The sequence below is a fragment of the Amycolatopsis sp. NPDC021455 genome, from assembly GCF_040640995.1.
Lineage (GTDB): Bacteria > Actinomycetota > Actinomycetes > Mycobacteriales > Pseudonocardiaceae > Amycolatopsis.
In genome coordinates, this window is record NZ_JBFACT010000049.1 from 25,457 (window position 1) to 39,329 (window position 13,873).

Below are 13,873 nucleotides of genomic sequence, written 5' to 3' on the forward strand. Positions count from 1 at the left end.
CCGGCTTCGGCGCACCACACGCGAAGCCGGGGATCGACCCGGTGCGGTCTAGGCCGGAACGGACGACGTTTCCCGGGTGGCCGCGTCGAGCAGCAGCCGCGCGGCCACCGTGGCCCCGTCGAGGCGGATCCGGCCCGCCACGGCGGTCGCTCGCGCACGGGTCTCCGGGGCCAGGGCCGTGGCGAGCGCGGCCGACAGCGACCCGGCGGTCGGGACCGGCCCGTCGTGTGCCACACCGATGCCCAGCTCGGCCACGCGGCCGGCGTAGTACGGCTGGTCCGCCATCTGCGGCACGAGAACCTGGGGGGCGCCGGCGCGGGCGGCCGTGGTCGTCGTGCCCGCGCCGCCGTGGTGGACGACGGCGGCGACCCGGCCGAACAGCGCCTGGTGGTTCACCTCGCCGACGGCGAAACAGTCGTCCCGGGCGTCGATCAGGTCCAGGCCGGCCCAGCCCCGGGAGAGGAGTACCCGGTGGCCGCGGGCCCGGATCGCGTCGATGGCCACCCGGGCGGCGTCGGCGGGGCCGGGCAAGCTGCCGAAGCCGACGTACACCGGCGGCGGGCCGGCCGCCAGGAACGCCGCCAGCTCCGCGGGCAACGGGCGTTCGTCGGGCAGGATCCACGCGCCGGTCTGCACGGCACCGAGGTCCGTCGGCTGCAGCGGGGCGAGGAGCGGATCCGCGGCCAGCAGCGGGTGGTCGGTGTAGCCGAACCGGTAGATGTCCGCCACCGGCGGCAGGCCGATCCCGGCCCGCAGGCCGTTGAGCGTGTCCCCGAACCGCCGGTACGCGCCCTGGTTGTTCCGCTCCCACAGCTCGCGGACGTCGGTCACGTCCCGCGCGGGCGGCTCGCCCAGTGGCGGGGGTGGCGGGTAGTGCGGCGACGGCACGTAGATCGGGCAGTGGAAGGCGTAGCGGTAGGGGATGCCCAGTTTCTCGGCCACCGACCGGACGCCGAGCGCGGCGGCCAGCACTCCGGTCGCCACCACCGCGTCACACCCCTCGGCGGCCGCCGGAAGCTCGTCGAACTGGATGGCGATCAGCTCGGCGGTGAATCGGCGCATGTCCTCGGGGGTCGGCCGCGCCCCGCCGTGCATCGGCGCGCGCGCCGACGGGCCGACCGGCACGTGGGACACACCGACCTCGGCCAGCCGGTCCGCGCAGTCCGGCGGTGCGCACACCAGCGCCTCGGCGCCGAGCGCCCGCAACCCCACCGCCAGTGCCAGCAGTGGTTCGACGTCTCCGCGGCTTCCGGACGTCGAGAGCAACACACGCATCACGCATTCCCCGTTCCGTAGGTTTTCGGCCCGCCGGCCCGGTTCACGCGGGAACGGCCGGGTTTTCCCGGCCGGCCGCTTCGAGCAGCAGCCCCGCCGCCACCGTGGCCCCGTCGGCGCGGATCCGGCCGGCCACGTCCGCCGCCCGCGCGCGGGTTTCCGGGGCCAGGGCCGTGCGGAGTGCCGCCGACATGGCGTCGAAGGCCGGGGCCGGACCGTCGACCGCCGCACCGATGCCCAGGTCGGCCACGCGCTCGGCGTAGTACACCTGGGGAATGATGTGGCGGACCACGATCTGCGGGACCCCGGCCCGCGTGGCCACGTGCGAGGTGCCCGCGCCGTCGTGGTGCACGGCGGCGGCCACCCGGCCGAACAGTGCCTGGAGGTTCACGTCGCCGACGGCGAGGCAGTCGTCCCCGTCGTCGGGCAGGGCGAGATCGGCCCAGCCGCGGTTGAGGATCACCCGGTGGCCCTGGGCCCGGATCGCTTCGATGGACACCTTGTCGGCGCCCGCGGTGCCGAGCGAGCTGCCGAACCCCACGTACACCGGCGGTGGCCCGGCGTCCAGGAACGCCACCACCTCCGGCGGGAGGGGCCGCTCGTCGGGCAGGATCCACGCGCCGGTCTGCACGGTGTCCTGGTCCCCCGGTGGCGGCGGGGCCAGGATCGGGTCCGCCGCCAGCCACGGCCGCTCGGTGTAGCCGTAGTCGAAGAGGTTCCGCACCGGGGGCAGGCCGATCGAGGCCCGCCCCCGGTCGACCGCGGCACCGGCCAGCCGGTCGACGCCTTCGTTGTACTGGTCCCGGCGTTCCCGGTTGGCCGACGGCAGGTGGTCCGGGCACAACACGGCGTAGAAGTAGGGCACACCCAGCTTCTCGGCCACCGACCGCACGGCGACCGCGGTCGGCAGCAGGCCGCTCGCCAGCACCGCGTCACACCCTTCGGCCGCCGCCGGGACGTGCGCGAACTGCTCGGCGATCACCTCGGCCGCGGCTTCGGGCGCCCCGGGCGGCGGCATCCCGGGGGGCCGGGCCCCCGCGCGCACCGGCCGCCCGATCGGCACCATGGGCACGCCGGCCTCGGCGCACCGCTCCACGTAGTCCGGAGGCGCGCACATCCGCACCTCCGCGCCGAGCTCCCGCACCCGCACGGCCAACGCCACCAGCGGTTCGACGTCCCCGCGTGATCCGCACCCCGAAATCAGCACCCGCATCGTTCACCCTGTTCCGTCGTACCTGTTTTCGGGGGTCCGGGTGGCGGAGCCCCCGGCCCGCGGCGAAGCCCCGGATGTCACCGCCCTCGGAAAGTGCGCGGCCGTCATGCCGGGTGGTAAGGCAGCCACTTCATGCCGTCGGGCGAGGTGACCAGCCCGCCGGGGAACAGCGGCAGCTCCGGTTCGGCGTCCTCGCCGAGCAGCGCCCGCATCTGCACCTGGCCGGCTTCCTGCATCGCCTGCTTGACCACCTGCGACTTGAACATCGGCACCATGTCGTCGCCGTCGCCGCCCGCCATCTCGTCCACGGCCGCGGCGAACTCGGCGCTGCGCGCGGCGATCCGGTCCGCCGCCGTCAGCGCCGCCTCGCCGGACGACACCCCGCCGATCAGCTCGACGAACGACTCGATGTCGGTGTTCTGGTTGTTCGTGACCTTCTTGGCCTGCCAGAAGTACGATTCTTCGTTCACGTTCATCTGGTAGAAGGACACGAGGAACTCGTAGAACACGCCGTACTCCCGGCGGTACCGCGCCTCGAACTCGGTCAACGCGGTCTTCTCGTCCAGATCGCCGGCGAGGACGCTGTTGATCGACCGGGCCGCGAGCAGCGCGCTGTAGGTCGCCAGGTGCACCCCGGAGGAGAACACGGGGTCCACGAAGCACGCGGCGTCGCCGACCAGGACCATCCCCGGCCGCCAGTAGCTCTCCTGCTGGTAGGAGTAGTCCTTGCGGACCCGCAGCTCCCCGTACTTGCCGGTGGTCACCCTCTTCGCGTTCGCGAGGTACTCCGAAATCATCGGGCACTCGGCGATCAGGGTGTTGAGGGCCTTCTCCCGGTCACCCTGGATCTTGTCGGCGTCTTCCCGGCGCACCACCGCGCCGACGCTGGTCAGCGTGTCGCTCAGCGGGATGTACCAGAACCAGCCGCTGTCGAAGGCCACGCTCAGGATGTTCCCCGAGACCGGGGCGGGCAGCCGCTTGCCGCCTTCGAAGTAGCCGAACAGCGCGAGGCTGCGGAAGAACTCGGAGTAGTTCCGGGAACCGCCGACCTTGGTGTAGAGCCGGCTCTTGTTGCCCGACGCGTCGATCACGAACCGCGCCGACACTTCGTGCTCGTTGCCGTCGGGGTCGGTGTACCGCGCGCCGGTGACCCGCTCGCCCTCCTCCACCACGTCGGTGACCGCGCACCCCTCCCGGACGACCACGCCCTTGCGCTTGGCGTTGTTCAGCAGGATCTCGTCGAACTTCGCCCGCTCGACCTGGTAGGCGTGCGACGTCGAGCCCGCCATCTTGGCCGAGATGCCGAAGTGGAACGTCCACGGCTCCGGCCGGGCACCCCAGCGGAACGTGCCGCCGCGCTTGATCGGGAACCCGGCGCCGGCCAGCTCGTCGGAGACGCCGAGCATCCGGCACACGCCGTGCACCGTGGCGGGCAGCAGCGACTCACCGATCTGGTACCGCGGGAAAACCTCCTTCTCCAGCAGCAGGACGCGGTGCCCCTGCATGGCCACGAGCGAAGCCACCGTCGAGCCGCCCGGCCCGCCACCGGCCACCACCACGTCGAACTCTTCCACCGGCATATCTCACCATTCCTCGATCGAGTGTCTATCCGTTGCGGCTGGGGGAAAACCGGGCCGGCCGGCCGTCACCAGGTGACCGGCAGCTTGTCCGGGCAGTCGACGAAAGCGTTTCGGTGCTTCACTTCTTCGACGGGCACGGCCAGCCGCAGCCCGGGGAACCGGCGCCACAGCGTCTGGTAGGAGATGCGCAGCATCGCCCTGGCCACCGCCGCACCGATGCAGTAGTGGATGCCGTGCCCGAACCCGACGTCCGAGACCGGCGCGCGGTTCGCGTCGAGGACGTTGGGGTCCGGCGTCAGCGCTTCGTCCCGGTTGGCCATGAGGATCGAGCACAGGACGTAGTCCCCGGCCTTGATCAGCTGTCCGCCGACGACCACGTCCTTGACGGCCAGGCGCGGATTCGGCTGCTGCACGGGCGAGAGGTAGCGCACCAGTTCGCTGACCACGCGATCGGCTTCCTCGCGGCCGGCGAAGAGCGACTTTATCTGCTCGGGGCTGTCCAGCAGGGCGAGCACCCCGAAGCCGATCATCCCGGCGACCGTCTCGACACCGCCGAGGATCAGCGCGGTGCTCAGGCCCCTGAGCTCCTCGTCGGTGACGTCCTCCCCGTGCTCGCGCACGAGCCTGCCGAGGAAGCCCTCGTCGGGGTCCTTCCGCTGCCGGGCGATGAGGCCGTCCAGGTACCGGTTGAACGCCGCGCTGTCGGCCGTCCTGGCCTTGAGGTCGCGGTTGAAGTCGACGTTGCGCCTGACCCGGCGGATGAACTCGCGCCGGTCGTCGCGCGGGATGCCGAGCAGTTCACAAAGGACACCGCCGCCGACCGGATCGGCGAACATGCCCTGCAGGTCCGCGGGTGCGCCCTCGGCCTCCATCTCGTCGAGCCGGTCGTCGATGAGGCGCTGGATCACCGGTTCCAGCCGGCGGATCCGCCGGGCCGTGAATTCCGGCGTCAGCATCCGCCGCAGGCGGGTGTGCTCGGGCGGGTCGTAGGTCGAAATCTGCCCGACGAACTGGGAGGCCACGTGCGTCCCGTTCCCGGTCACCGGTTCCGACTGGGTCAGCCGGGGCCGCGTCGTGAAGTTCTCGTGATCACCGAGGATCTTCCGCACGACGTCGTAGCCCATCGCCTGCCAGACGTAGTCGACACCCAGCTGGGCGTCCGCCTCCCCGATCATCCGGACCAGGGGGCCGTGCGCCCGGAGGTCGAACATTTCCCGGTGCGGGTCGCACACCGTCCGCATCATGTAGTTCGCCGTCGTCGGCAGGAGCGGCGCGACTTCGCCGACACCGTCGTCCACACCGGGTTGAAGCACCTCTGCCATTCGTCACTGCTCTCTTTCGGTCCGACACGACGGCGACCCAGTTTCACCGGCGATCCGGCGGGACGTCCACCGCCTCCTGTGGACGGCGTAGCCGGAATGCCCGTGGGGAAGGGAAATCCGCCACCGATCACCAGGCGACCATCAGGCTGGTCAACCCGTACGCGGGGGTGGTGAGGCGGAACATGGTCTCCTGCGTGGGATCCGCGAGCCGCAGCGCCGGAAAGCGCTGCCACAGCGCGGTGAAGGCGGTGCGCAGTTCCAGGCGGGCCAGCGAGGCGCCCAGGCAGTGGTGGACGCCGTGCCCGAACGCGACGTGGGGAACGGGCTCGCGGGTGACGTCGAGGCGGTCCGGATCCGGCCGCAGGGCCGGGTCGCGGTTGGCCATCGGGAGCGAGCACAGCACCGTCTCCCCCGCCTTGATCACCTGACCGCCGATGGTGACGTCCTCCATCGCCGTCCGCGGGGTCGGCGCGTACGGGACGGTCAGGTACCGGATCAGCTCGTCGACCGCCCGGTCCGCCGCCTGGTCGTCGCCGCGCAGTGCGGCGATCTGCCCGGGGTTCCGCAGCAGTGCCAGCGCTCCCAGCCCGAGCATGCCGGAGATGTTGTCGTCGCCGGCGAGCATCACCTGCACGCAGAAGCCTCTCAGCTCCTCATCGGTGACGGTGTCGCCGTGTTCGGCGACGATCGCGCCGATCAGCCCTTCCCCGGGGTCCTTCCGTTCCCTGGCCATCATGGCCAGCAGGTAGCGGGAAAACGCTTCGCCGGCGGCCGCACGCCGCCGTGCGCTGCGCGAGGCGTCGAGGTGCCCGTGGCACAGCTGCATGAACAGGGCGCGGTCGTCCCGGGGCACGCCGATCAGCTCGCACAGCACGGCTCCGGGCACCTCGTCGGCGAACAACTCGATCAGGTCCGCCGGTGAGCCCGCCCGTTCCATGGCGTCGAGCCGGTCGGCCACGATCCGTTCGATCGCCGGCTGCATCCGGCGGATCCGCCGCACGGTGAAGGCCGGGGTCACCAGCTGCCGGAGCCGGGTGTGCTCGGGCGGGTCGTAGTCCATCAGGTTGCCGACCAGCTCCCGCGGCCGGAAGATCCCTTCCCCGCCGATCCCGTCCCGCCGGTCCCAGCGGCGCCGGGTGCTGAACCTCCGATGATCGCCCATGACCTGCCGGACGACGGCGTACCCGGTGGCCATCCAGGTCGTCACGGCGTCCGCGCCGGATCCGACGGTGACCTTCGTCAGCTGTCCGGCGGCACGCAGCTCGTCCGCCGGGTCGAGGCCCTGCCGTCTGATGTGGACCGGGCGCGGGTCGTCACCACTCAAGCCGCTCAAGGGAAAGCTCCTCCATCGATTTCTCCGCCGGTGCGGGCGCTACCAGTCGAGCAGCAGGGCTTTCACGTCGAACGGCGGCGGTCCCAGCTTGATTTCGCGCTCCGGCTCGGCCAGCCGCAGGGTGGGAAAGCGGTGCGTCAGCGCTTCGACCGCCGTCCGGAACACCATCTCGGCCAGCGGACGGCCGAGGCAGTGGTGGATGCCGTGCCCGAACGCGACGTGCGCCGGCCGTTCCCGGGTGATGTCGAACGCGTCCTCCGGGTCCGGGAAGTGCGGCCGGTTCGCGGCCAGCAAGGAGGGGGTGACGGTGTCGCCCGCCTTGATGGGGCAGGTGCCGATGCGCACGTCCTCCAGCGCGATGCGCGGGGTGGTCTTCTCGTCGCTGGTGAGGTACCGGATCACCTCTTCCAGCCAGCCCGGGACGGTGTCCGGCTTGTCCCGCAGCACCGCGAACTGCTCCGGGTGCTCGACCACCAGCCACGCGGCCGCCGCGAGGAACCGGGCCATCTGGTCCCCGCCCGCCCCCATGATGAACGCGGCCACCCCCGCCAGCTCGGCGTCGGTGATCTCGTCGCCGTGCTCGCGCACCACGACGCCGAACAGGTCGTCGCCGGGATCGCGGCGCGTGCGGGCCACGACCTGCTCGATGTAGGTCATGTACCGGTTCCCGGCCGCCACGCGCCGCTTACCGGACCGCTCGGACCGGCTGGCGTGCAGGGCACGCGACAGATCCACCTGGTCGTCCCGGGGGATGCCGAGGAAGTCGCAGGTGACCGTCGTCGCCACCGCCCAGCCGAAGTGCGGGACGAAGTCCACCGGGCCGCCCATGGCCTCGATGTCGTCCAGTGCGGCCTCGACGGTCTGCTCGACCTGCGGCCGGAACCGCTCCATCCGCCGGATCGCGAACGGGGAGACCACCATCCGCCGCAGGCGCGTGTGCTCCGGCGGGTCGTACTGGGTGAGGAAGCCCGGCCACGTGAATCCGGCGGCGGTCCCGCCGTAGATCAGCTTGGCGCTGAACTTGTCCGAGCCGAGCACCTGCCGGACCTCGTCGTAGCCGGTGGCGAGCCACGCGGTCCGGCCTTCGGGGGCGTCCTCGACGCCCAGCACGGTCAAGGGGCCCTGTTCCATCAGGGCGTGGAGCTGCGGTACCGGGTCGAACCCGTCCCGCCAGTGGATCTCCGAACCCCGGCCGACGTTGATCTCCTCGAACGTACCCCGGAAGACGTCGTTCTCCTCGAGCACTGCACAGGTCCTTTCGCCTCCGGCCGGCGGATGCGGACCGGGTGGTCGCGGACGGCCGGACGAGCGCGGGGCTCGTCCAACCGTCCGCGTTGAGCGGCTGGACGCCTCAGGCGCCGGCTTCCCGGACGAGGCTCTTCGGCCGGAGGTCCGTCCAGTTCTCCTCGACGTAGGCGAGGCACTCCTGACGGCCGGCTTCGCCGTGGACCCGGGTCCAGCCGGCGGGCACCTCCGCGAAGGCCGGCCAGAGGGAGTGCTGGCCCTCGTCGTTGACGAGCACGAAAAAGGAACCGTCTTCGTTGTCGAACGGGTTGGTCATCGTTGTGTCCTTTCACTTTCCGGCCGGGACCGGAGTTTTTCGGCGACGACGGCGCCGATCCGGGCCAGCGCCGCGGGTTGCACCATGTCGTAGTGGTTGGTCGGGATCTCGTGGGGCTCGATGGTGCCGGTGGTGTAGTCCTGCCAGCTGGCCACCGCCACCGGGACGGGCAGGTGCGCGGGACGGTCGACCGTGGCGACGAAGAGCAGGATGTCGCCGGCGAAGGGCGACGCGGTGTGGCGCGGCCCGACCTCCCACAGGTTGCGCATGACCGCTTCCAGGCGTGCCCTGGCGGCCGCGCCCTTGACCAGCTGGCCCGCGAGCTCCAGGTCCCGCCGGTTCCGCTGTTCCATGGCTTCTTCGTCGCGCGCGGCCTCTTCGCTCGCGGTGCCGGTCGCTTTCCGTCCCATGTAGACGGGATAGGCGTCGAGCAGGGCGAGCAAGCCGACCTCCTCTCCGTCCGCCTCGAGCAGTGCGGCCATCGCCTGCGCGATCCTGCCGCCCAGCGACCAGCCGAGGAAGTGGTAAGGCCCGGACGGCTGGACGGCCCGGATCTGCGCGAGGTAGTCGGCGGCCATTTCCTCCACGCTGCCGGGCAGGGGCTCGGTGCGGGCCAGGCCGCGCGCCTGCACGCCGTAGACCGGCTGGTTCGCCGGGAGGTGCCGCAGCAGCGGCTCGTAGTTCCAGCTGAGGCCACCGCTCGCGTGGACGCAGAACAGCGGCGGACGGTCGCCGCCGGCGCGCAGCGGCAGCAGGATCTCGTAGTCGCCCGTCTTCACCGAAGCACTCGCCCGCCGCCGCTCGCCCACGACGACCAGGGTCTTGGCGGCGGTCTTCCGGGCGAGCAGGCCGGTGCGCAGCATCCGGTGCCCCGGTTCCCCGAACGGGCAGGGCTCGGCCGGCCCGGCCTCCCCCGCGTCCACCGCCGCACCGGTGAGGTAGAGATCGCCGACGGCGCCGGGCGCGACGGGACGCAGCTCCTCGTCGAGCAGAAGCGCCCCGAGCGGGCCCGCCCCGGCCAGGCTCGCGGCCACCGGCGGCACGGCACCGGACCACCGCGCCGGGGCGATCGGCGGACGGCCGCGTTCGGCGTCGTCGAGGAAGACGTCGAGCTCACCGATCCGCCGCCCGGGATCCTCCGCGACCTGTTCCAGGACGCGGACCAGCCGCCGCGCCACCGATTCCGCCGTGGCTTCGTCGAACAGGTCGGTGGCGTAACGGAGAGTGCCTTCGATGCCGGCCTCGTTGTCGTCGTCGTCCCGGCGTTCGGCGAGCTTGAACGCGAAATCCAGCTCCATGGCCTCGGCTCCGCCCGGCTCGAGGCCGGTGCGCAGTGCGGGCAGTTCCGTCGCGTCCCACGTCGCGAGGTCCTCGTCCAGCACTTCCAGCCCGACCTGGAACACCGGGTGGCGGGACAGCGAAGCGGGCAGGCCGAGCAGCTCGGCGATCCGCTCGAACGGCACGTCCAGGTGCTCCTGCGCGGCCTGGGCCGCCTCCCGCACCCGGGTGACGACCTCCAGGAAGGTCGGGTCGCCCGAAAGGTCCGTGCGCACGGCGACCGGCCGCGCGAACGGCCCGATCATCGGCTCGAGGTCGATGAGCTCCTCGTCCCGGGGCAGCGTCGTGCCGATCACCAGATCGTCGCCCGCACCGAGCTTGGCCAGCAGCACGGCGAGCGCGGCGTGCACGACCTCGAGTGCGTCCGCCCCGTCCACCGCCGCCATCAGGCGGGCGTGCGGGCCGGCGGCCAGCCGCACCGGGACGGCTTCGGTCCGCCGGGAGGGGATCACCGGCCGGGGGCGGTCCACCGGGAGCACCGTCTCCCCCTCGATGCCCGCCAGGTTGTCCCGCCAGAACACCACCTGTTCGTCGACCAGGCTGCCCGGCTCGCCCTCGGCTTCCAGCAGCCGCTGCTCCCAGACCGCGTAGTCGGCGAACTGCAGGGCCAGCGGCGCACGCTCCGGGACCCGGCCCTCCCGCCGCGCGCCGTAGGCGGCCGCCAGGTCGCGGAAGAACACGTCCAGCGAGTCGTCGTCGGCGAGGATCCGGTGCACCCGCAGGTGCAGCACATGCTCCTTTTCGGACAGTCCGAAAAGGTCACAGCGCCACGGCAGCTCCCGGGTCAGGTCGAAGACCCGCCGCTGCCCGAGCAACCCGGGCAGCTCCTCCTCGGTGGCCGGCACGGGAGCCAGCTCGATCGCCACGGCGTCCTGGATGTGCTGGCGCACGCTGTGGGCGTCGCCGGGGAAGGTCGTGCGGAGGATCTCGTGCCGGGCCGCGACGTCGCCGAGCGCTGCGGCCAGCGCGGGCACGTCCAGCCGGCCACGCAGGCGCAGGGCCACCGAGATGTGCAGACCGGCCGTGTCCTCCCCGGGGCCGGCCAGCAGCCAGGCGCGCAGCTGCCGGGCGGTGAGGGGCACCCGGTCCGGCCGCGGGACGGCTTCCAGTGCGGGGCGCGACTTCGCGGCGAGCGCCCGGGCGACCCCCGCGGGGGTCGGCGAGGAGAACAGCTGCCGGATGGGCAGGTCGGCGCCGAGCTCCTCGCGGATCCGCGCGATGAGCCGCATGGCCAGCGCCGAGCTCCCGCCGAGGTCGTGGAAGGCGTCGTCGACGCCCACCCGCTCGACGCCGAGGATTTCGGAGAACAGCGCGCACAGCACCTTTTCGGTCTCGCTCGCCGGTGCTTTCTCCGACGCGCTCCCCGTGAGGTCCGGGGCGGGCAGGGCCCGGCGGTCCACCTTGCCGTTGGGGGTGACCGGGAGACCGGGCAGCGCGACGACGGCCACCGGAACCATGTACGCGGGCAGGACGAGGCCCAGCTGCCGCCGGATCTCCTCCGGTCCCGCGTCCCCGCCGTCGGAGACGAAGTAGCCGACCAGGCGCTTCTCCCCCGGCTGGTCCTCCCGGGCCAGGACGACGGCCTCGACCACCCCCGGCTGGGCCGCCAGCGCGGCCTCCACCTCGCCCAGTTCCACGCGGTAGCCGCGGATCTTCACCTGGTCGTCGGCGCGGCCGAGGAACACCACCTCGCCGTCGGGGGTCCAGCGCGCCAGGTCGCCGGTGCGGTACATGCGTTCGCCGTCGAGGAACGGGCACGCCACGAACCGCTCGGACGTCAGGCCCGGGCTGTCGAGGTACCCGCGCGCCAGCCCGGTGCCCGCGATGTACAGCTCGCCGGTCACGCCCGGCGGGACCGGGCGCAGGAAGGCGTCGAGGAGGTGGATCCGGCGGTTCGTCATGGGCCGCCCGATCGGCAGCTCCCGGCCGATCACCTCGCCCGGTTCGATCGGCTTCCACGTCGCGCACAGAGTGGTTTCGGTCGGCCCGTAGGTGTTCCGCACCCGCAGGTCCGGCTGGGCCCGCCGCAGGTTCTCCACGGACTGCGCGGGAACCACGTCCCCGCCGGTCCCGATCTCGGTCAGGCCCGCGAAGCACTCCGGAGAGGTTTCCGCCAGGGCCCGGAAGCTGCCGGCGGTGAGGTGGACGGCGGTCGCACCCCGTTCGACGGCCTGGCGGACCCCGCCCGCGTCCAGCACTCCCGGCTCGGTGAGCAGGACCCGGCCACCCGTGACGAGCGGCACCCACATCGCGTAGAGCGAGGGGTCGAAGACGTGCGTCGCGTGCATCAGCACGCCGTCGCCCGGCCCGAGCTGCCAGCCGGCGTCGCCGGCCAGACCGGCCACGGCCCGGTGCGGGATGCCCACGCCCTTCGGGAGGCCCGTGGACCCCGAGGTGTACATCACGTACGCCAGGTCGGCGCCGTGCGGCAGGCTCTCCGGCGGCGTGTCGGCGCAGCCGGCGACGGCCGCCCGGGTCTCCGGCGCGTCGAGGACGATCGCGTCTTCCGGCGCGGCCGCCCGGGTGTCCCCGGTGCAGACGACGGCCGAAACCCCGGAGTTCTCGAAGATGAACGCGATCCGTTCGGCCGGGTACTCGACGTCCACCGGGACGTAGGCGGCGCCGGCCTTCCAGATCGCCAGGAACGCGATCAGCAGCTCCGGCGACCGCTGCATGGCCACGCCGACGCGGTCACCCCGGCCGACCCCGTTCGCGGCCAGGTGGGCCGCCAGCCGGTTCGACGCCCGGTCGACCTCGGCGTAGGTCAGGTCCGCACCGGCCGCGTCGGTGATCGCGACCGCGCCGGGCGCCTCGGCCACGCGCCGCGCGAACAGCTCGACCACGGATTCCCCGGGCACCGGGCCCGCGGTCGCGTTGAACTCGTCCACCACCAGGGCCCGCTCGGTCTCGCTCAGCAGCGTCAGCCGGCCGGCGAGGACGTCGGGCTCGGCGACCAGCTGCGCCAGCACGCGGGCCAGCGCGCCCACGACCGATTCGGCGACCGCCCGGTCGAAGAGCCCCCGGTCGTAGTCGAGGATGAGCGGCATCTGCTCGCCGGGTCCGGTGATCAGCGTGAACGGGTAGTGCGAGGAGTTGCGCCCGCGCTTCACCGGGATCAGGCTCAGGCCGCCGTCCGGTGCCCGGCCGAGTCCCTTGCGGGGGAAGTTCTCGTAGATGACGAGCGTGTCGAAGACCGCCCCGGGACCGACGACGGCCTGCACGTCCTGCAGCCCGAGGTGCTGGTGGGCCATCAGCGCCGACTGGTCGCGCTGCAGCTCGGCGAACAGCTCGACGGCCCGCCGCCCGCCGTCGAGCCGGACCCGCACCGGCAGGGTGTTGAGCAGCTGGCCGACCATCGCCTCGACCCCGGGCAGCTCGGCGGGCCGCCCCGAAGCGGTCGCGCCGAACACCACCTCGGTCCGGCCCGCGAGCTGCGAAAGCACGACCGCCCAGGCGCCCTGCACCACGGTGTTGAGGGTGAGGTCGTGGCCGCGCGCCAGCCGGGCCAGCGCGTCCGTCAGCTCCGTCGGCAGCTCGACCACCACGGTGTCGATGTCCGGCACGCGGCCCGGATCGGCCGGGGCGACCGTGGTGGGCGTGTCCAGCCCGGCGAACGCCGCCCGCCAGGCCGCCCGGGCCACGTCCTTGTCCTGCCGGCCCAGCCAGGCGAGGTAGTCCCGATAGGACACTGTCGGCGGGAGGCCGGAGGCGTCGCCGCCCGCCGCGTAGATCGCGGCGAGCTCGCGGTGGATGATCGGCATCGACCAGCCGTCGGTCAGCACGTGGTGCAGCGTGTGCACGAGCCGGTGCCGCTCCGGGCCGAGCCGGATCAGGTGCAGTTTCATCAGGGGCGCCGCTTCGATGCGGAGCCGCTCGGCCAGCTCGTCCGCCGCCAGCCGGTCGACCTCGCCGTCGGCGATGTCCTCCGGCAGCCCGGACAGATCCGTTTCCCGCCAAGGGATTTCCGCGTCCCGCGCGATGACCTGCACCATCTGCGCGCCGCTGACGTAGCGGAAACAGGCCCGCAGCGCGGCATGCCGGTCCACCAGCGCCTGCCACGACGCCCTGAGCCGCCCGGCGTCCAGCGGGCCGTCGATGCCGTACACGGTCTGCACGGTGTAGGTGTCCGGCCCGTCGGCGTCGAGGACGGTGTGGTAGAGCATGCCTTCCTGCAGCGGCGAAAGCGGCCAGACGTCTTCCACGCTGGAGCGCGGCTTCGCGCGGGTGTCGTCAACGGTCACGATGTGCTCC

Annotated in this window: 8 protein-coding genes; all 8 read right to left on the minus strand. The window is 72.6% G+C overall.

Translation table 11 applies throughout. From position 1 onward, the window contains the following. Positions 1 to 48: 48 nt before the first annotated feature. Positions 49 to 1,275 (minus strand): glycosyltransferase, encoded by a 1,227-nt coding sequence (locus AB0G28_RS35830; protein WP_361099735.1) that lies wholly within the window; start codon positions 1,273 to 1,275, stop codon positions 49 to 51. Positions 1,276 to 1,318: 43 nt separating this feature from the next. Next, positions 1,319 to 2,488: a glycosyltransferase gene (locus AB0G28_RS35835; protein ID WP_361099738.1), complete on the minus strand. Its 1,170-nt coding sequence runs from the start codon at positions 2,486 to 2,488 to the stop codon at positions 1,319 to 1,321. Between the two features lie 104 nt (positions 2,489 to 2,592). Further along, on the minus strand, positions 2,593 to 4,068 hold the full coding sequence (locus tag AB0G28_RS35840) for a tryptophan 7-halogenase (RefSeq protein WP_361099741.1): 1,476 nt from the start codon (positions 4,066 to 4,068) through the stop codon (positions 2,593 to 2,595). A gap of 65 nt (positions 4,069 to 4,133) precedes the next feature. Beyond that, positions 4,134 to 5,366, minus strand: coding sequence for a cytochrome P450 (locus tag AB0G28_RS35845; protein WP_361099787.1), 1,233 nt, complete (start codon positions 5,364 to 5,366; stop codon positions 4,134 to 4,136). 151 nt (positions 5,367 to 5,517) lie between these two features. Continuing rightward, positions 5,518 to 6,714 (minus strand): cytochrome P450, encoded by a 1,197-nt coding sequence (locus AB0G28_RS35850; RefSeq protein ID WP_361099790.1) that lies wholly within the window; start codon positions 6,712 to 6,714, stop codon positions 5,518 to 5,520. Positions 6,715 to 6,762: 48 nt separating this feature from the next. Then, a complete protein-coding gene (locus AB0G28_RS35855) occupies positions 6,763 to 7,968 on the minus strand; it encodes a cytochrome P450 (RefSeq protein WP_361099744.1) in 1,206 nt (401 codons plus the stop codon). Between the two features lie 106 nt (positions 7,969 to 8,074). Then, positions 8,075 to 8,284: an MbtH family protein gene (locus AB0G28_RS35860; RefSeq protein WP_361099747.1), complete on the minus strand. Its 210-nt coding sequence runs from the start codon at positions 8,282 to 8,284 to the stop codon at positions 8,075 to 8,077. Further along, the gene (locus AB0G28_RS35865) at positions 8,281 to 13,863 is read right to left on the minus strand and encodes an amino acid adenylation domain-containing protein (protein WP_361099750.1); all 5,583 of its coding nucleotides are present in this window, start codon (positions 13,861 to 13,863) and stop codon (positions 8,281 to 8,283) included. The genes AB0G28_RS35860 and AB0G28_RS35865 overlap by 4 nt, the downstream gene beginning before the upstream one ends. Positions 13,864 to 13,873: the final 10 nt, after the last annotated feature.